General features: G+C 55.6%; 13 protein-coding genes. 8 read left to right on the top strand and 5 right to left on the bottom strand.

Annotated elements, in window-relative coordinates; translation table 11 throughout:
* The first annotated feature begins 17 nt into the window (after positions 1 to 17).
* The 4 genes from RE6C_RS07460 (at position 18) to RE6C_RS07490 (ending at position 6,076) form a co-directional block, all read left to right on the top strand.
* Positions 18 to 2,243, top strand: a complete 2,226-nt coding sequence (locus RE6C_RS07460) for a prolyl oligopeptidase family serine peptidase (RefSeq protein ID WP_173401774.1) — start codon at positions 18 to 20, stop codon at positions 2,241 to 2,243.
* Positions 2,244 to 2,396: 153 nt separating this feature from the next.
* Positions 2,397 to 3,197 (top strand): site-2 protease family protein, encoded by an 801-nt coding sequence (locus RE6C_RS07465; RefSeq protein ID WP_008666269.1) that lies wholly within the window; start codon positions 2,397 to 2,399, stop codon positions 3,195 to 3,197.
* Positions 3,198 to 4,042: 845 nt separating this feature from the next.
* Entirely contained in the window at positions 4,043 to 4,303 is a 261-nt protein-coding gene (locus RE6C_RS07485) for a hypothetical protein (protein WP_008655283.1), read from the top strand.
* 357 nt (positions 4,304 to 4,660) lie between these two features.
* The gene (locus tag RE6C_RS07490; protein WP_008655284.1) at positions 4,661 to 6,076 is read left to right on the top strand and encodes a POT family MFS transporter; all 1,416 of its coding nucleotides are present in this window, start codon (positions 4,661 to 4,663) and stop codon (positions 6,074 to 6,076) included.
* A gap of 52 nt (positions 6,077 to 6,128) precedes the next feature.
* On the opposite strand, the gene RE6C_RS07495 is transcribed toward RE6C_RS07490, so the two are convergent.
* The 5 genes from RE6C_RS07495 to RE6C_RS07515 form a co-directional block, all read right to left on the bottom strand.
* The gene (locus RE6C_RS07495) at positions 6,129 to 8,201 is read right to left on the bottom strand and encodes a hybrid sensor histidine kinase/response regulator (protein WP_039961506.1); all 2,073 of its coding nucleotides are present in this window, start codon (positions 8,199 to 8,201) and stop codon (positions 6,129 to 6,131) included.
* A 237-nt stretch (positions 8,202 to 8,438) separates the two neighbouring features.
* Positions 8,439 to 9,983: a sulfatase family protein gene (locus tag RE6C_RS07500; protein ID WP_039961493.1), complete on the bottom strand. Its 1,545-nt coding sequence runs from the start codon at positions 9,981 to 9,983 to the stop codon at positions 8,439 to 8,441.
* A 238-nt stretch (positions 9,984 to 10,221) separates the two neighbouring features.
* Positions 10,222 to 10,911 carry a PRC-barrel domain-containing protein gene (locus RE6C_RS07505; RefSeq protein ID WP_008655289.1) on the bottom strand — a complete coding sequence of 230 codons (690 nt, stop codon included), beginning with the start codon at positions 10,909 to 10,911 and terminating at the stop codon, positions 10,222 to 10,224.
* A gap of 145 nt (positions 10,912 to 11,056) precedes the next feature.
* Positions 11,057 to 11,962, bottom strand: a complete 906-nt coding sequence (locus tag RE6C_RS07510) for a hypothetical protein (protein ID WP_008655291.1) — start codon at positions 11,960 to 11,962, stop codon at positions 11,057 to 11,059.
* A 144-nt stretch (positions 11,963 to 12,106) separates the two neighbouring features.
* Positions 12,107 to 12,466, bottom strand: coding sequence for a hypothetical protein (locus RE6C_RS07515; RefSeq protein WP_008655292.1), 360 nt, complete (start codon positions 12,464 to 12,466; stop codon positions 12,107 to 12,109).
* Between the two features lie 408 nt (positions 12,467 to 12,874).
* On the opposite strand from RE6C_RS07515, the gene RE6C_RS07525 reads away from it, so the two are divergent.
* The 4 genes from RE6C_RS07525 (at position 12,875) to RE6C_RS07545 (ending at position 19,411) form a co-directional block, all read left to right on the top strand.
* Positions 12,875 to 13,444, top strand: coding sequence for an ECF-type sigma factor (locus tag RE6C_RS07525; protein ID WP_008655294.1), 570 nt, complete (start codon positions 12,875 to 12,877; stop codon positions 13,442 to 13,444).
* Positions 13,445 to 13,571: 127 nt separating this feature from the next.
* Entirely contained in the window at positions 13,572 to 15,845 is a 2,274-nt protein-coding gene (locus tag RE6C_RS07535; protein WP_008655296.1) for a serine/threonine protein kinase, read from the top strand.
* Positions 15,846 to 16,034: 189 nt separating this feature from the next.
* Positions 16,035 to 17,426, top strand: coding sequence for a malectin (locus RE6C_RS07540; RefSeq protein ID WP_039961495.1), 1,392 nt, complete (start codon positions 16,035 to 16,037; stop codon positions 17,424 to 17,426).
* A 107-nt stretch (positions 17,427 to 17,533) separates the two neighbouring features.
* Positions 17,534 to 19,411, top strand: a complete 1,878-nt coding sequence (locus RE6C_RS07545) for an outer membrane protein assembly factor BamB family protein (RefSeq protein WP_173401775.1) — start codon at positions 17,534 to 17,536, stop codon at positions 19,409 to 19,411.
* Positions 19,412 to 19,690 lie beyond the last annotated feature (279 nt).

Here is a 19,690-nt window from a genome sequence, read left to right on the forward strand (position 1 = left end):
ACGACGAGAATGACAACATGACCATTTTCCGACACAACGTCCGCCTTCGAAAGACCCTGGCGACGTTCCTTGCCGGCCTTTGCATCAGCTACCTTTCCCAACCCGCCACCACGGCGGATGAACCCACCGCCTCGAGTTCACGCATGAAATTAGAGTATCCCGCCAGCCGTCGTGACAAGGTCGTCGACGATTACCACGGTCGCAAAGTCAGCGATCCGTATCGCTGGTTGGAAGACGTCGAGAGTGATGAAACAGCGGCTTGGGTCGAAGCACAAAACGAGGTCACGCAGAGTTACTTGCAGTCTTTGCCGCAACGCGAAAAGATGCGAGCCCGGTTGGAAGCGTTGTGGGACTATTCGCGAACCGGCTTACCCGCCAAACGAGGCGACACGTACTTCTACACCTTCAACGATGGGCTGCAGAACCAAAGCGTTCTGTACCGCACCCCGGTCGATGTGCCTCCCTCGCAGTGGGAAGCCAACCGCGAAGTGCTGCTGGATCCGAACAAGCTGAGCGAAGACGGCACGATGTCGCTCGCGTCTTGGGTGCCCAGCGAAGACGGCAAGTACCTCGCCTATGCCATCGCCGATGGTGGCAGCGATTGGCGAACTTGGCGTGTTCGCGAAGTGGCCACCGGCAAGGACACCGATGATTTGATTCAGTGGTCCAAGTTCAGCGGCATCGCGTGGACGCCCGATGGCGACGGGTTCTACTACTCGCGTTATGCCGAACCAGCCGAAGGCGAAGAGCTGACCGGGACCAACGACAACCAAATGATGTACCTGCATCAACTGGGCACTCCCCAGTCCGAAGACAAACTGGTCATGAAACGTCCCGACCATCCCAAGTGGGGCTTTGGTGCATCGGTGACTGATGACGGGCGGTACCTGGTGATTTCCAACTGGAAGGGCACCGAACCGAAAACGCAGGTGTTCATTCAAGACCTAACGATCGAAGACGCTCCCGTTCGCGGATTGATCATGGGCTTCGACGCTGACTACAGCTTTGTCGGATCGGAAGGATCGACGCTGTACTTCCTGACCGACCACGAGGCCCCACGTCGCCGCGTGATCAGCTTGGATGTGGCCGAGCACGCCAAGCGAACCGATGAGAACGTCGATGAACCTGCCGATCGAGCGGGCTGGGAAGAGGTCATCCCGCAAAGCGAACACGTTTTGGAGCACGTCTCGTTGCTCAGCGAAGTCTTCTTCGCCAACTACTTGGCCGATGCTCTGAACCAAGTCGAACGGTTCTCGCTCGATGGTTCTCCGATCGGACCGCTGGAATTGCCCGGCAAGGGCTCCGTGGGCGGCCTGGGAGGCCGACAAGACGCAAAGGAGACGTTCTTTTCGTTCACCAATTACGTCACGCCACCGAGCATCCACCGCGTTGACGTGGCCACGGGTGAATCCGAACTGGCAATCATGCCGGAAGTCGCCTTTGACGTCAGCCAATACACCACCGAACAAGTCTTCTGCACCAGCAAGGACGGCACCAAGGTGCCGATCCTGATCACACGTCACAAAGATGCACCGCTGGACGGCAGCAACCGCACGTTGCTGTACGCTTACGGTGGATTCAACATCTCGTTGACGCCTTCGTACTCGCCCGGCATTGCCGGTTGGTTGGACGCCGGTGGCGTGTACGCCGTTGCCAACCTGCGTGGTGGTGGTGAGTACGGTCGCGAATGGCACGAAGCCGGCATGCAACTGAAGAAACAAAACGTCTTTGATGACTTCATCGCAGCCGCCGAACACTTGATCGACATGGGGCTGACCAGTCGCGAACGATTGGGCGTGCGTGGCGGCAGCAACGGTGGTTTGCTGATTGGTGCCGTGATGACACAGCGCCCCGACCTGTTCGGCGCGTGCTTGCCCGCGGTCGGTGTGATGGACATGCTGCGTTACCACAAATTCACGATCGGCTGGGCCTGGGTCAGTGAGTTTGGAAGCAGCGACGATGAAACACAAATTGACAACCTGTTGTCGTACAGCCCGTTGCACAATTTGAAACCTGGGACATGCTACCCAGCCACGATGGTGACCACGGCGGATCGAGACGACCGAGTCGTTCCGGGTCACAGCTTCAAGTTCGCCGCGGCGCTGCAAGCGGCTCAATCGTGCGACAACCCAACGTTGATTCGGATTGAAACACGTGCCGGTCACGGTGCGGGCACTCCGACCAGCAAAAAGATTGACGAGTACGCTGACCTTTGGTCCTTCTTGCTCGAAAACTTGAAGTGATCTTGGTTGTTCAGCGGCCTCATCCGAAGATGAACACTGCTTGAACCGATTCACCAAATGAAATCATCGCACGCGGACGGGAACACCTCTTCCGCGTGCGTTGTTTCATCGAGCTCAACACACTTCCACCCATCTCACCTGTGCACCAGTCCGATGCTGCTTCAACAACCCGACGAAAGTCCATACGACGTGAACTTCGAGCTGTTTGGATTTCCAATCCGAATCGCTTGGACGTTCTGGCTGGGTGCGGCGGTGTTTGGTTGGAGCCTGGTGCAATTCTTCGACAGGATGGAAGGCAGCCCGGGACGCCTCCCGTTGTTGCTGCTGTGGGCACTCTGCATGCTCTTTTCGATCCTGATTCACGAACTTGGACATGCATTCGCGTTTCGGCAATTTGGCGTCGAATCTTCGGTGGTTTTGTACCACTTCGGCGGTCTCGCGGTGCCTCGAACCACCAACAATTACGGTGGTTTCGCTTCGTCATTTGCACCACCACGACTCAGCCCCGCTGCGGAACTTTGGATCGCATTTGCAGGCCCGCTCGCTCAGTTGGCATCGGCCGCTGTGATGATCGCAGTTGTCAAAGCGATGGGGTACCGCGTCATTGCGTTTGCTTTGATGCCGTATCCGTTGGATTCCATCCCCGGCATCCTGGAGGGGAACGACTTCGAGAGCGTCGGATTGTTCGCATTGGTCACGTTTTACGTGTGGCCAAGCGTGATTTGGGCGGTGTTGAATTTGATCCCCGTCTTCCCACTCGATGGAGGCCGAATCATGCGTTCGTTGGTGATGATGGGCGGCGGTCAAACCGACACGTGGCTGTGGATCAGCATGATCGTCGGTGGTGCTTGCACCGCGTACGGTTTTTCATCGGGAAACATGTTCCTGGGCATCCTTTTCTTGTCGCTGGCGGTGGGCAACTACCAAATGCTCCAAGGCCCGATGCGTTACTAGCAGCGTTACGAGCACGCTTGCTTGTGTGGCTCGCGCGAAGCGCGTTTGCATCGTGCTTCACTTCACCACCATCATCTCGATGTCGGTGACATGGTTGGTGACATGCAATCAACGAAGCAGTGAGCAGCGATCGATGCATCGAGTGACCATGCGAAGGTGTCATCGAACACACTTCGCAACACGTGTTGCGCCGCGCAGACGCATGCGTGTTGAACGTTCCAGCGCGTCGCTTCGTGTGCAACTTTTGTCTTCAACACGACATTGATCGACCGTTTTGAGCAATCAACGCGTTGTTTTTTTCAAACTTTTTTTGTGCCGTTGAAACGCGCGATCGTTGCATGTTCCAACGCCGTACAAACAAGTCGCGCCGAACGTTTGTTTGCGTTGCGATAACAACACGTTGCACGCGTGTTGCTGCAAAAACATTGAAAAAGCCAAGTGTTACCGCACTTGTTTGCAACCAACGTTGCAACGTTGACTTGATCATTGATGGCAACAACGCATGCGCATCATCATCAACGAAGTGAAACAACATGCAAAAAATGCGTTTGCCGTAGCAAATTTTGTTGGCGACGCAAGCGGTTTTTTCACGAAAACATGTTGCGGAATCCAGCGAAGCGCGTACAGTTACGCGCACGTACTAACGATCGTTTTTGTTTGCAAGGTCGATGAGGATCATCGAAGCGGATGGAATCGATCACCATTGATTGTTGTTGAGCCGTGGCCGGTGACTTGCAATCAACTTTGACAACGAAGACGTCGACGCAATCGCGCTGACTGAATCGATGTCACAGCTCGCAAGTCACAATGACTCAGCAACAGTTCCTTTCTCGCGGAGGAAGAACGTGGCCAAGAAAAAAGCAACCAAGAAGACCGTCAAACGCGCAGCTAAAAAGAGCGTGAAGGCAGCCAAGAAGACCGCTCGCAAAGCAGTCAAGAAGAAAGCCGTCAAGAAGAAGGCTGTAAAGAAGGGCGTCAAGAAAACCGCTCGCAAGGCAACCAAGAAGAAGGCTGTGAAGAAGAAAGCCGTCAAAAAGGCAGCCAAGAAGAAGGTCGCCAAAAAGAAGGCAACCAAGAAGAAAGTTGCCAAGAAGAAACGACGCTAAGCCGATCGAATCCGGCGACCATTCTGGTTCGTCGACCATTCGTGAAACAAATTAGACAAGCCACGTTGAGCTCCAAGTTGGAGAACGTGGCTTTTTTCATGCCCTGGCTCAATCGAGGGAGTCGAGGACCAGAGGGCGCTACCGACCACCGTGTCGCGACGCTTGGCGTGCAATCGAGCCCCAAAACCTCGCTTCGTCTGAAACGTTGATTTCCCGGCCCATTTAATCGCCGCGGGGACTGGTTTGGCTGCGTCGAGCGGCTTAATTTGGCCTCTGTCAGCTGCTCCATCACCCCTTCCTCGCTGACGTCCACAGGGCCTGTTCGCCCATCCGTGCCAATCCAACGGAACCTGCTTGATGTCGACACCCGATACAACCACTCCCGATCAACCGAACACCCCCAAATATCGAGAACAGCCCGAAGCCACCACGGGCATGCCCGCTGGCATCCCCTACATCATCGGCAACGAAGCCGCTGAGCGATTCAGCTTCTACGGGATGCGGTCGATCCTCACGGTCTTCATGACCACCTACCTGCTCAACGCCAGTGGTGAACTGGATCCGATGAGCGACGAGGACGCCAAGTTCTGGGGGCACACCTTCATCATGGCGGCCTACTTCACGCCGCTTCTTGGTGCCTTCTTGGCCGACTGGTTGCTCGGCAAGTACCGAACCATCTTGTACCTGTCTGTTCTGTACTGCCTCGGTCACTTGGCTCTCGCGATGAACGAAACCCGATTTGGCCTGGCTATCGGGTTGGGACTGATCGCCCTTGGCACGGGTGCGATCAAACCGTGTGTCTCCGCCCACGTTGGCGACCAGTTCGGAACCAAGAATTCGCATCTGCTCGCGAAGGTCTTTGGATGGTTCTACGTTGCCATCAACCTAGGATCTTTCTTCTCCACCCTGCTCACGCCATGGCTGCTCGACCGATATGGATCGCAGATCGCATTCGGTGTCCCCGGCGTGCTGATGGCAATCGCGACGCTGCTGTTTTGGATGGGGCGGAAAAAGTTCATCCACATCCCCGCCCGCGGACCAGGCGTCTTCAAAGATGCCTTCACTGGAATCGGCGGACTCGCGCTCCTGAACCTGATCCCCATCTATCTGTTGGTCGCTGTTTTCTGGAGCCTGTTTGACCAAACCGCCACCTCATGGGTGATCCAAGCCGAAAGCATGAACCGAAATGTCTTTGGTTTTGAATTGCTGTCCAGCCAAATCCAAGCGGCGAACCCATTCCTGATCCTCATCTTCGTGCCGCTGTTCAGCTACGTGCTGTACCCGGCGATTGACCGGGTGTTCCCGCTGACACCCTTGCGGAAGATCTCCCTGGGCATGTTCCTGACCGTGTCTTCCTTCGCAATCATCGCGCTGATCGAACAGAACATTCAAGATGGCGGCACACCTTCGATCGCTTGGCAGGTCTTGGCCTACACGATCCTGACCGCAGCTGAAGTGATGGTGTCGATCACGTGCTTGGAATTCAGCTACACGCAGGCTCCTAACAGCATCAAGAGCATCATCATGAGCTTCTACCTGCTGTCCGTCGCACTGGGCAACTTCATCGCCGCTGGTGTCAACGCGATCATCTCCAACCCCGATGGCACGTCGAAACTCCCAGGTGCTACCTACTACTGGTTCTTCGCTGGGCTAATGTTGGTAGCAGCTTGCCTGTTCATCTTCGTCGCACTGATTTACCGAGGCAAAACCTACATCCAGGACGACGAGACCCTGGATGCTGAATCGACCGCCGAAAACTCGATGACCGCCTGAGCGACGTGGTCGTCTGAGGGCCGGGTGACAATCCAAGCGATTGCCGTGGCGATCAGACTTTGAAACGACGCGTTTCCAGCTCTTGAAAGATCTCTCGCAAGCGTTGAATGGAAGCGGGTTTCGTGACGTGCCTGTCAAAGCCCGCTTCCATGGCCATCCGAATGTCTTCGGGTTGCCCGTTGCCGGTCATCGCGATCAGCATGCTGGAATCCAATTCCGACAAGCCGCGAAATTGTCGTGCGAGCTCGTAACCGTCCATGTCCGGCATGCAGATGTCTGAAAAGACAATGTCAGGTCGCAACTCACGGGCGAGCTCAATGCCCTCGGGTGCACTCGGGGCCGAATGCACCTCGTGCCCCATCGCACCGACCAGCATCGTGAACATTTTCGCGATCGCGGGGACGTCATCGACCACCAACACCCGAAAACGTTGCTTCGGCTCGTCATCTTCGACAACCGTTTTTGGCTCGTTCGGTTTGGCATCCAAACACGGCAATTGAATTCGAAACTCACTCCCGTTCGATGCTTCGTCGTTGTCAACCAACAAAACCTTTCCGCCGTGCAGCTCAACCAACTGCTTGACCAAAGTCAGTCCAATCCCCAGCCCGCCGCGACTGTCCTTCAACGTCTCATCCACCTGAGTGAACATCTCAAAGATGCCCTTGCGGTGTTCCGGTGGGATGCCAACCCCGTTGTCCTTGACCGCGATTTCCACCTGGCCGTCGACCTGACCGCATGAGATTTCAATGCGACCGCTCGGTGGTGTGTACTTGCACGCGTTGTTTAGCAAATTGGTCACAACCTGAGTCAATCGCACGTAGTCGCCATGCACGTGGAGTGGCTGCTCCGGATCCGTTCGCCGAATCAGTTCATGGCCCATCTCGTTGCACAGCGATTTCACCGCTCGGCAAGAATTGGCGACGATGTCGTGAATCGACACCGTCTCGCGTTGCAAATCAATTCGCCCGCGTGTGATCCTCGAAACGTCCATCAAGTCATCGATCAATCGCACCAACTGGCGGACTTGGCTTTCCAAAACCGTGCTGATCTCGTTGACCTGGCTCGGATCCTTCGCCGCGAAACGCAGCAGATCGACCGCGTTGCCGATCGGCGTCAACGGATTGCGCAGTTCGTGTGCCAACAAAGCGAGAAAGCGATTCTTGCGTTCGTCCATCTCACTGAGCAATGCCTTCTCTTTCTGCAATTCGCGAAACAGCCGTTCGCGTTCGAGCGTGTCCGCGTGCGACTGAGAGACATCATCGATGATCAGCAGAATCCGATCCGAATGCCCGTCGTATCGATGCAGCGAAACGGCGGAAACGTTGACATGCACGGCTCGCTTTTCGCCATTGGCATTCTCACCCTTGGCACGATAAGTGTCCACGCATCGGAACACACTACCGTCGCCCACCGCGTCGCAAATCCGCTGGCACTCGTTGAGCTTGTGCTCGGGGATGATCGGCAGGGGATAACCGAGCACTTCGGCGCTGGTCCAACCAAAGATGACTTCGGAAGCATCGTTCCAAAGCTCCACGCGCCCATCGGTATCAATGACAATGACCGACAGCGGCGATGCTTGGATCATCGTCTGGAACATGCGAGCGTGATCACGTTCTCGCTCCGCCGCCGCGATCAATTCGATTTCTGACTCGACCGACGCCGAAAGCTCACGCAGCGTTTCGAGTTCGTCTTCGGTCCATTCACGCGGAACGATATCGACCACGCAAAGTGTGCCGAGCACTTCCCCCGATCGTGTGCGGATGGGAAAGCCGGCGTAGGAAATGATTCCATACTCTTCGATCGCTGGATGCGAATCGACTCGAGGATCCACGCGCGCGTCTTCGATCAGGAAACGCTCGCCCGCACGCACCGTCAACTTGCAGAACGAGTGGCTCAGCGGCGATCCCCGCAGCGTCGCGAGCGGCTCTGGCAACCCGACACAGCTCTTGAAAAACTGCCGATCTTCCTCGATCAGGGTGACCACCGAGGCGGGGCATTTCAGCAAACGAGCCGCCAATCGAGTGATCCGATCGAACGATTCTTCGGCAGGACTGTCCACCAACGACAGACTTCTTAGCGCCCTGAGCCTCAGTGGATCCGTGATCGGGTCAGCGGTTGGATTCATCGATGCTTTCGCGGCAATTCGCAACGTCGTTTGGCCAAAAAAAAGGGGGACGGTTCAAAGACGCGTCCCCCAAATTCATACCGCATCGATTTTAGCTGGGTCCCTCCGCTTTGTCGCGGGGCAAGCTTGAGTCACCCCACGGAACGGAGAAATTGACCATTCCCCGCCACTTGGCGTCCAGCAGCCGCCAGCACCCATGGCGGGCGGCAAACGATTCAGTCACTTTCAATCTCTCACTCAAGGACTCGGCAGCGAAACGCCTTCGGGCAGGAAAGTGACCTCGCGATCATTGGCAACCTTCGGCCCCTGGGTGCTGCGCCCGGTTTCGACGTACTCGTTGAGCAACACCAGCAACGAATCCACAACTTCTGGATTCTCCTTTGCGACGTTGTTCTTCTCGGCGGGATCCGCCTCCAGGTCAAACAACTGCATCGGCGGAAGTCCTTGCAGCTTTGCCTTCGGTTCCCGAGGGTCACTCCAGCCACCGCTGCCGTGCGACAAGCACAGCTTCCACTTGCCACGTCGAATCGCGAAAAAACCGCCAATGCTGTGGCTGACCAAAGCTTCGCGATCCGATGAATCATCACCACTAAACACGCCGGTCAAATCGAATCCGTCTTCGCCACCCGTCGCTTCACGCGGCTGGTTGGTGATCGACTGCAGCGTCGTGTACACGTCGGTCAGACACGCGACCGCGTTGGTGGTTTTGCCCGCCACGACCTTCCCCGGCCATCGCACGATGAACGGCACGCGGTGACCACCTTCATAGAGATCCGCTTTGTGCCCGCGATACTTTCCGCTTGGGTGATGATCATGTTTCGCGAGTTCACCAAAGTTGGCTTCCGGTGAGCAACCGTTATCACTGGTGAAGATCACCAACGTGTTTTCATCGATGCCCGCTTTCGCAACCGCATCGAGCAGTTGCCCCATGTGGTGATCCATTTGCATCACAAAGTCCGCGTAGGGGTTCATCCCACTGGCGTCTTTGAATGGCGGCACGGGAACGATCGGCGTGTGAGGAGCAGGAAGTGGCAAGTACAAGAAAAACGGCTTGTCTTCTTTCACACGTTCTTCCACGTAAGCGATTGACTTGTCGAACAAGTGCGGCAACACCTGTTCAATCTCGAAGTCATCACCAATCGGTCCGTTGCGATACCAACCGTAGGGATTCTGTTTCTTCGTCACGCCTTCTTTTCGAGTCGGCACGCTGGTTGGCTTGCCGGTGTCGACCCAAACGTACGGTGGCATGTCCAGCGATCCGCAGTGACCGTAGTACTGGTCGAAGCCGTTGTTGTCGGGACCATTCAAAACCGGCTTCATGAAATCAATCTCTTTACCGTTCTTGTGCCAATCCCAACCAAGGTGCCACTTGCCAATCATCGCCGTGTGATAGCCGGCACCTTGAAGCAAGTGCCCCAGGGTTGCTCGGTCGCCGGGGATGAGGTGCTCACTGGTTCCGCTCAACACGCCTTTGGCCAATCGCGAACGCCAGTTGTAGCGACCGGTTAGCAATCCATAGCGGGTTGGGGTGCACACCGAGCTGGGCGTGTGGGCATCCAGGAACGTCAGCCCTTCATCGGCCATCTGCTGCAACCGAGGCGTCTTGATCTTGCAATCCGGATTGGTCGGAGAGACGTCTCCGATGCCTAAGTCATCCGCCATGACCAAGATGATGTTTGGACGTGACGCGACATCATCCGCGTGAACTCGCGACGCTCCCACATCGATCAAACAAGGCAGAGCAACAACCGCGGAAACAACAAACCAGCGCAACCAATTCATCAGTAGCCAATCAATCAGAGTGGGGGAGGGGAGAAAGGGATCCCACATTCTAGATGCGAAGCTCGTTGATGCACAAAGCTTTCGGTGAGATCCCGCAGGGCCCCACAAACTACCAAACAATGGAAGCGTCATTTCAGAAAGGACGCACAAACTTGCGACCAAGCACCACTTCATCCGCGAATGCGACAGGCACAAAACAAATTGCGACAACCTGAGCCCAACTGCGATCGGATTCCGCTCACGAGGTCGGCTCATAGAGTTGCGAACCCTTGATCTGCTCCTGCGTCAAACCCACCGAAACGGTCGCTTCCGCCCAAGAGATTTCTTGGATCAGCTCGCGGCTGATCAACACCTTTTTGCCCGGCCACCAATTCCGAGTGTCCACGATCAACTTTTGAATGGACCAGTTCTCATCGTCGACCAACAATCCTTCGACGTGTCCGACATGATCATCGGTGCCCTGGATGGTGTAGCCCGAAACTTCGTTCACACTGCGAAGGTGATTCCGCTTGATGTCGTCCGCGTCGACCTGGTCCATCGGCAGCAACCCGGCGGCCAACGGCATCGGCGTATAACCGCTACCTGCTAACGTTGCTCCGGCGGGTCCCCAGTAGTACGGCACATCAAAATGCTGATACAGCTCGATCTCCATCTGTCGCGAAACCGGGCGGTCGGATTCAACCGATGGACTATCACTGACCTGTTGACTGGTTAGAGGGACGGCGGCACTCGCGGCATTCCAATCCGCGTTTTGGACCACACCCGGCGGCAGCAAAACCTGTCGACCAGGCAACCAGTGCCCAGTGTCAACAACCAGGTGCCTGACAACCCAAGTCTCGTCATCAAACAGCAGGTCACAAATCGAACCCACGCTTCGATCGGATCCAGGCAACTCGGTGCCCAAGATGGTCTCGGTAGAAATCAACATCACATCGTTCCTCTCAATAGGCGGACTGATTGCGTGGTGAACATCGCACTGCATCCAATGCACCAAATCAAGATTCGCGACCTTCACCAAGCAATGAGCGAGACCGGTGGTGCAAACAATGTTCCGAAGCCAATCGCCGGGTCGCCTAGCGATACCGCTGCGTGACAACACGGAACTCGTATCCGCTGCCCTTTGAAACGCATTCGAAGACAGTCCGTGCGATCTCATCCACCGAGTCGTGTCCCTTCGACACCGCGTGGCGAAGCTCCAACGTTGCCAGTTGCATTTCCAGTTCTTCTGGAATCAACTTGAGGATCTGACGATCGCGAGTGGAGACTCCCGCCTGCATCAGCAAGCGTTCTTCGAATCGCTGCAGTGGGCTGGGGCGAGTCCAAAGAAAGTACAAACGTTTCTCGTCGTCGGATCGTTCCAGGTATCGCGCACGTGGATTCGATGCGAACTCATTAACCAAATCGACTCCTGGTCGCGTTCCGCCGACAACGCCCAACTCGATTCCAAAGTGATCCAACTGTCTAGCGTATTCATTCAAGTCATTGGCCTTCCAATCAATTTGCCATCGCTTGAATCGCGGGATGATGTCGGCATCGGCATCGCCCGATTGGTCCGGACCGTTTCTGCCGATGGTCCCGGAGCCATCGTCTCCCGCAGGGTCCACGGTTTTCAGCGTGGGTTCGTCCACTGCCATTTGCTCGGCGGCCGATACAAGCGACTGAACCGATGTTGCCAAGTCAGTGGTGCGGAAATCCATTGTCTCTTGCTTCGTCGGAACAACAAACGGCGAATCAACCGTCGCGCTACCTCCAACCGAAACGCGTGTGATCTCCGTCACCGGCTCGGTCAAAACCAACTCGTCTTCCGGCAGCAGCACCCAGAGCAGAAACAAGACACCGACCATGCTGGTCAGCATCAGCAAGACCGCCATCAAAAACGAAGTCACCGCATCAAACCAACTGGTTCGCATCGAAGACGATCCGTCTCTGGAAGGGGCCTCCGCTTTTTTGCTGGTGGGCTTCCAAACATTTCGATTCATCGGATCACTCGCTGAATGAAGGACTGACGACTACCCAAGAGACGTTCAGCGAGTCTAACCGTTCATCCCAACCGACACCAATTTTTTGAAGAACTCGGTCACACGACATCGGCCTCGCCAAACGTCATGGCGAGGTACGAACAATCATTTGCTAGGACGCTGCTTGTCGAGAAAAGCTTCGATTTTTTCATGCATTTTCTCGGTTGCCGAAATAACCAACGCGCCGTCCTGAGGATAAGGCGCCATCGTGGCGGTTCCACCGCGACCTTCCCATTGCTTTGGCAGGATCTGATCTTGCACCGTTTGCATGATCAACACGGGTCGAAAGGTTCCGTCTTTGGACCACGCCGGCAAATCATGGAGCCGATAGACCTTCACGAAGGTCTTTCCTGGATCGACGAGCACCTCTCCATCAGCCGCTTCCGCAGAAACTTGCGTGTTGGTTGTCACAGCCATTCCCATCAACATCATCCCCAGCAACAGGGCACCGCATTTGAGACGCATTGTTCAATCCTTTTAAGTTGCGTTGTGACTCTTGCTAAATGCAAAAGCGTGATACGAGGCACCAGCCTACCGCAATCCGGGGGATCTCCAAACACCAATCCGTATCCATCAGGTTTCAACCAGCAAACCGACAGCCCTTCCGCTGACGCATTCCTTCCACCAAGTCCCGCGTGCAACAAGCCGCGTCTTGATCGACTCCAACTTTCATTCGCACTACGATGAGTGCATTGCAAGTTCGTTTCCGGTATCGCGTTTGATTGACGTTGATTCCATTCTTCGCATTCGATGGGCCCCGCTCGCTGGATGTGTTCCACGAACTAAACCAAATGGCTTTTGCTTTTTGCTGCTGCCGCCACAGCAATGCCAATCATTTCCACACCATGAACATCCGTCGAGGGCATCCACCGAGTGGCCAAAGTAACGCAGATTTTGAATCAGATCCAATCTGGTGATGTCGCCGCCGCATCCGATCTGTTGCCGCTCGTGTATGAAGAGATGCGACGTTTGGCGCGTCACAAAATGAAGAGCGAGGCCGCCGGGCAGACACTTCAACCCACCGCGCTCGTTCACGAAGCCTACATGCGTCTCGTTGGCAGCGAGGACATTCCGCAATGGGACAACCGCGGTCACTTCTTCACCGCTGCTGCCGAGGCGATGCGGCGAATACTCATCGAGAATGCCCGGCGCCGTCATAGTCTCAAGCGTGGTGGAGATCGCGAAAGGTATGAAATCGCTGAAGACGACGCGATCATCGATTTCAATAACGCGGAAGAGCTGCTCGACTTGAACGACGCCCTCACCAAATTCGCCGACATCGAGCCAGAAATGGCCAAGCTCGTCGAACTGCGGTACTTCGCCGGTTTGTCGGTGGACGAGTCAGCCAAGGCTCTTGGCATCTCACCTCGAACGGTCAAACGCAACTGGGCGTTTGCTCGAGCATGGCTCGGTCGCGAACTGAACGTGGACGAAGATCGGTGAATCGAGTGGCCCCGAAATGCCTTCGATTTCGCATTGCATTCTGTGGGATCAAACGCATGCTCCCATCGGTTGAACAGACCGGCCGAACCAGCGACGCCCCCCTTTGCCACTGGAATGATCTGCTTCGATGACTGTTGCATCTGAAAAGACGATCTTTTTCCAAGCACTTGAGATTGTTTGCCTCGAGGAACGAACCAAATTCGTCCAGCAAGCATGCAAGGACGACGCTCAAATGCATGCGGCGGTCTCTGCGTTGCTTCGCGAAAACGATCGGAAAGAGAATCCGATCGACCGGCCCGTCGCTGCGGCGATTCTTCCAACCATGCTGTCAACCGGATCAGGCGAACTCACCGACCCACGGTTTTCCCCCGGTGCGATGGTCGGTCCTTACCAATTGATGGAACGAATTGGCGAAGGAGGATTCGGATGGGTGTTCGTGGCCCAACAGCAGTCGCCAGTCCAGCGCCGCGCCGCTCTCAAAATCATCAAACCGGGAATGGAATCTCGCGAAGTCATCGCCCGATTTGAAGCGGAACGACAAGCCATCGCACTGATGGACCATCCCAACATCGCGCGAGTCTTTGACGCCGGCGTGACCGAATCCGCCCAACCCTACTTTGTGATGGAATTGGTTCGCGGTGTTCCCCTGACTGATTTCTGCAACAGCAATCGACTGAGCATTCCAAAGCGACTGCAACTTTTTGTGACAATCTGCCATGCCGTTCAGCATGCTCACCAGAAAGGAATCATTCATCGAGACCTCAAGCCATCCAACATTCTTGTGACACTTCAGGATGGCCATCCACTCGCAAAGGTCATTGACTTCGGTGTCGCCAAAGCAATTGGTCAAAGCCTGACGGTCAAAACGATCTACACCCGATTCACATCGATGGTCGGCACTCCGGCGTACATGAGTCCCGAGCAGGCGGCAATGAGCACCGATGATGTGGACACTCGGAGTGACATCTATTCGCTGGGGGTTTTGCTGTACGAACTGCTGACCGGATCCACACCATTCGCACCGGACCGCTTGCAAACAGCTGGCTTTGACGAATTGCGCCGCATCATTCGTGAAGAGGAACCGCCTCGTCCGAGCACGCGGTTGAGCACTCTGAATGACGACGAAACAAGAACCAGCAACGTCAACCGTTTGGGACCACCAACCACACCATCCACCGCGATGAAACGCGATCTCGACTGGATCGTGATGAAGGCCCTGCACAAAGATCGCAACCGACGATACTCCACGGCGGGTGCACTCGCGGAAGACATCTTGCGTTTCTTGCAGGACCAACCGGTTGAGGCTCGCCCGCCGTCCAGTTGGTACCGATTCACGACTTTTGCACGACGAAACAAAGTCGCCATCTCGACATTCTCTCTCGTTGCGATCGCGTTGATTCTCGGAACTGCAACCAGTCTTTGGCAGGCTCGCGAAGCCATCCGGGAACGAGACGAAAAAGAGGTGGCACTGGCGGAAGCACGTGAAGCTGAAGTTGCGGCAAACGCAGCCAGATCGGAACTGGAGAACTTCAATGACCGACTCAATTCAACCACCGTCTTGCTGGCCGCCGGACGCGCCAATGCGGATGCTCAAAGGTGGCCCGATGCCTACGAAGCCTACTCAGAAGCCACTCAGGTCCTGCCGCGATTTTTCCTGGTCTGGCTGGAACGAGGTGGACTCAACGCAAAACTAGGCCGCTGGGAAGCCGCCGCAGACGACTTTGCCAAAGCGGTCGAAATTGGCTTCCCAATCGAACAAGCCGAGCTGAACGGTGTTCCTCAAATCTTGCTCTATGCCGGACGGTCCAACGCTTACGAAACACTTCAGCAGAGACTCCGGCAGTCGGACGCCGAGGTTCCATTCGCGGTCGCAGCTCGAGGGCAACTGGTCGGTTCCGTCTCGTCAGACGGTGCAACTGAACTGGCCGAGCAAATGGAACAAGTGCTGGCGAAGACGGTTGATTCGGACGCAAATTCGGAATCGCTCACTAAACGTCAACGATACGCCAAAATCTACTACGGAGTGAACCTGTACATTGCTGGCTGGGCTCACCTGAAAGCGGGCAACCACGAACAGGCACTTCAACGATTGGAAGCATCCAATGATGCGAATTGGTTTGGGCGTGGGATCGCAAAACCACTGATTGCGATCGCTCACCATCGAATGGGCAATGCCGAAGACGCCGTTCATTCCTTCGAAGAGTCACAAGCCTTCCTGGATCGGCTGTTGGATGAAAGCATCGAGCGATCCAAGGGCTCGCCCTTCATGCCCTGGATCGACTGGATCGAATTTTTGATCCATCACCGCGAAGCCAGCATCGTTGTCAAAGGGCACACCCCGGCCGCAGACCCTCGGTTTCAAAGGCTCCAAGGCTTCGCGGATGCAGCGATCGACGGGTAAATCAGTCTCCTCGTCAATCATTGTTTCTCGGCCTTCCCATCCACCGAATGAATTTCTCTGGCCCCGGTTCCAAACCGTTTTCGCATTGCCCAATGGAACATTTCTCGAAACAAGACGGTCGCGTACCAACCGCCGAACGAGCGTCCGTCAGCGGCCGCTAGAATTCGGACAGACTCATTGGAGTTGAATATGAAATCATTCAGTTTGTGCCTTTTCATCGTGCTGATCGCCACGACCACCATCCGTGGACAGGACCTTCCATCAACAGATGCAGAACAGGCGGATACGCAAGTCGGCTCACAAACCGCTGTTTCGGTCGTCGACAATGAATCGGACTCAACAGCGAAGCTGGATGACTTTCTCATCAACAGCGAACACTGGGGGATGCGATCGTTCGCACAAGACGTTGCCGACGGGCACTACTTGGTGAATCTGTACTTTGCCGAGACGTTTCCGCGAATATCAGGCCCCGGCCAACGGGTTTTCTCATTTCGAGTGAATGGAATTGAATTCAATGATTTTGACATCTGGCAAGCAGCCGGTGGGAGCAATCGCGTCTACGTCGAATCGGTTCCGGTAGAAATCAATTCCGGCATCCTCTGGGTGACCTTTTCGACAGTAGTCGATTTCCCAACGATCAAGGCGATAGAAATCATTCCGCAAAAAGAAGCGACGTCGCCAAAAGAGATCATCCGAATCAATGCGGGTGGGGCAGCAACCGAGATTGACTCGACCGGCCGGAAATGGCTGGCTGACCAAGGGTTCATGGGTGGTCGCCCCATTTCAGGGAACCGATTCTTTGGCAACAGCGGTTTCCGTTGGGCCCCCACTCAATCGACTTTGATATTCATGAATCACGACGAGGACGTGAACCTCCGTTTGGATGAAGCAGAGCTGCCAGCCTCGCTTCGTTTCGTTCATCCGAGGCTTGATGAAGATCAAAATGGTGTCGCTACGGTCGTTGAGGTCGCTCGATTTGACGCGTTCATTCTTGGCCAACCGCAAGGCAGTGAATTGAAGGAGGAACTCATGGAAGACACAGCCCCCTCCGAACCAACTATCGCTCGTCTTCGAAAGACTCTCGACGCCTACGAAGCGGAAGCAGACAGACTCGATGCAGAAGTTGTCGTGCAACTTTCGACTGCCAAACAGGCCGAGTGGAGTTCGTATCTGTTCACGGTGATTGCCATGATGCTTGCGGCTCTCAGCTTTGGCCATCTGTTGACGGCAAACCCACCACGCCGCCAACGATGGACACAAATCGATGCATCTCCAATTGCGACGCGGACGGTCATTGAATCGCTCGTGCTGATAGGCTTGCTTTCCTGCATCGATCTCCTTTGGACGACCACGATGTCAACGGAAGTTCATTTTCAAGAAATGAATCCGGTGGGAAACCATTTCTTGCTCGAAGGCGCATCGCTGACGGCGTTTAAAGTGGTGAGCTTGGCATCTGCCCTTGCGTTGCTGTTCTTCCTTCGAAAGTTCAAAGGAGCCCAACTGGCATCTTGGTGGACTTGCATGGTCTGCACGCTGGTCACGTTCCGTTGGATCGTCTTGGATTCGGCGATGCTCAGTTGAGTCTGTTTTCGACACCATTTACTAACACAAATCCTTCCGCTCACTCCGCCGAAGTTCTCCTTCCGGCTGTCACAATTTTCGCCCCTCCCCGAATTGGAAACAACCAAATGAAATGGCCCTTAATAGGTTTGTTGATCTTTGCGTCCGCTGAAATGGCGTGCGCCGCGGATTGGCCCCAGTGGCAAGGCCCGGAACGAAACGCCAAATCCGGCGAAACGGGACTGCTACAACAATGGCCTGAAGCCGGACCTCCACTGGCTTGGCGAGTTGACGGTCTCGGGGGCGGAGACAGTGCTCCCGCCGTTGCGGCCGGCAAGCTCCTTGGGATGAGCAATCGCGACGGTCTAGAAATTGTTTGGGCGCGATCGGAAAAGAACGGCGACGAGATGTGGGCGACCTCGCTGGGTGAGGCGGCGGACCAACGGGTACCACAATCCAAGGAAGGCCCTGGTTGCACCCCGTCCTTTGATGACAAGCAGCTCTACGTGATCGGAATGAGTGGACGCATCGCTTGCCTGGACGCCAGCGACGGCCGAATCATTTGGCAGCGAAGTTTGATCGACGATTTTGGCGGTGTCGCTCCGATGTGGAGCTTTCGAGAATCGCCGCTCGTCGATGGTGACCAAGTCATCTGCACTCCCGGTGCGGCAGATGCATTGATGGTCGCACTGGACAAACGCACGGGCGAAACCATTTGGAAAACAAAACAACCAACCTCAGCTTCCGCCCCCGAAGGCACTCCACCTGGTCGTTCTGACGACGAACCACGCCGTGGACCGCCACCACGAGAATCGAACGAGGGGTCGACACCGACAATCACCGGCTCGAAGAATCCTGAATTGTTTGTCAGTGAGCATTGGGGCATGACAGCATTCTCACACGCGGTTCCCAATGGGAAATACCTGGTCAATCTGTACTTCGCCGAAACCTACAACGGCATCACCGATGAGGGACAACGCGTTTTCACCTTTGATGTGGAAGGTCACGAAACAACCGATTTCGACATTTGGAAGAAGGCGGGCGGTCCACGCAAAGCAATTGTCGAATCGGTTCCCGCCGTGGTCGATGACGGCGAGCTGAATATTACCTTTCAACAACAAGTCCAAAGCCCCGCCATCAAGGCCATCGAGATCATTCCACAGGGCGATGATGCGGACCAATCCAACACCATCCGAGTCAAAGCGGGAGAGTCGAATCCCTTCAAAGACTCCGATGGAAACACCTGGTTGGCAGACCAAGGATTCACCGGCGGAGGAACCAGCCCTGGATTCATCAACCGTTCCGGCGGACGTCCCGGCAGTTCGGGCGGACGCGGGCGTTTCGGCGGCTTCGGCGGCCCTCGTCCAGGCGCCGCTTACTCTTCCGCGATTGCCATCGAATGGGAAGGCATTCGCCAATACGTGCAATTCACCGCCAACGCCTTGGTCGGTGTCTCAACCACCGATGGCGAAGTCCTTTGGCAATACTCCGCCCCTGCCAACGCGATGGGAATCAACTGCTCCACACCCATTTTCCAAGACGGTTTGCTGTTCGCTGCTTCGGCGTATGGGACCGGAGGTGGCGCAGTGAAACTGACCAAGGATCCCAGCGGTCAAATCAATGCCGAGGAAGCTTATTTCACACCTCGCATGCAGAATCACCACGGCGGCATGATCGTGGTCGATGGCTGCCTCTACGGAGCCAATGGCGGAAACGGCGGCGGGATCATGACGTGCATGGATTTCCAAACGGGCGAGACCCTATGGCGAGATCGCGAAGGGCCCAAGGGATCCTTGTTGCTTGCCGATGGTCGGCTGTACCTCCGCGGTGAAGAGGGTGAAATTCTGCTCCTGGAACCATCCTCGGATCAGTTCATCGAACGAGGCCGCTTCGATCAACCCGATCGCACCGATGTTCCTGCATGGGCTCACCCGATTGTCGCGAATGGAAAACTCTACATTCGCGACCAAGACTTGCTGCTCTGCTATGACGTGAGCGCGGAATAGACCGCTTGAAGCCTGCGGCGGGCTGCCTGCTCGCCGCACGCAATGATCACCTCAACGACAAACCGCCGCGAATAAAATTTCGCGGCAGTTCGTGGATGGTGGCGATCACTAATGACGATCCGACGTTGCTGTTACGATGACGGGTTGAATCAGGAAAGACTCGCTCGAACGCAACTTTGTCATCGCTTGCTTTCATCTGACATGGTCATTCTTCCAAGGAAATGAGCGGTAGCGATCGCCAGAAAGCGTCGCTATCGCCCCGAAAGGGGAAACCACAAT

This window comes from Rhodopirellula europaea 6C (assembly GCF_000338295.1).
GTDB classification, from domain to species: domain Bacteria; phylum Planctomycetota; class Planctomycetia; order Pirellulales; family Pirellulaceae; genus Rhodopirellula; species Rhodopirellula europaea.

Coding starts and splice junctions, on each gene's coding strand:
- RE6C_RS07460 (WP_173401774.1), top strand. CDS start 18: ATGACCATTTTCCGACACAACGTCCGCCTTCGAAAGACCCTGGCGACG.
- RE6C_RS07465 (WP_008666269.1), top strand. CDS start 2,397: ATGCTGCTTCAACAACCCGACGAAAGTCCATACGACGTGAACTTCGAG.
- RE6C_RS07490 (WP_008655284.1), top strand. CDS start 4,661: ATGTCGACACCCGATACAACCACTCCCGATCAACCGAACACCCCCAAA.
- RE6C_RS07495 (WP_039961506.1), bottom strand. CDS start 8,201: ATGAATCCAACCGCTGACCCGATCACGGATCCACTGAGGCTCAGGGCG.
- RE6C_RS07500 (WP_039961493.1), bottom strand. CDS start 9,983: ATGAATTGGTTGCGCTGGTTTGTTGTTTCCGCGGTTGTTGCTCTGCCT.
- RE6C_RS07505 (WP_008655289.1), bottom strand. CDS start 10,911: ATGTTGATTTCTACCGAGACCATCTTGGGCACCGAGTTGCCTGGATCC.
- RE6C_RS07510 (WP_008655291.1), bottom strand. CDS start 11,962: ATGAATCGAAATGTTTGGAAGCCCACCAGCAAAAAAGCGGAGGCCCCT.
- RE6C_RS07515 (WP_008655292.1), bottom strand. CDS start 12,466: ATGCGTCTCAAATGCGGTGCCCTGTTGCTGGGGATGATGTTGATGGGA.
- RE6C_RS07535 (WP_008655296.1), top strand. CDS start 13,572: ATGACTGTTGCATCTGAAAAGACGATCTTTTTCCAAGCACTTGAGATT.
- RE6C_RS07540 (WP_039961495.1), top strand. CDS start 16,035: ATGAAATCATTCAGTTTGTGCCTTTTCATCGTGCTGATCGCCACGACC.
- RE6C_RS07545 (WP_173401775.1), top strand. CDS start 17,534: ATGAAATGGCCCTTAATAGGTTTGTTGATCTTTGCGTCCGCTGAAATG.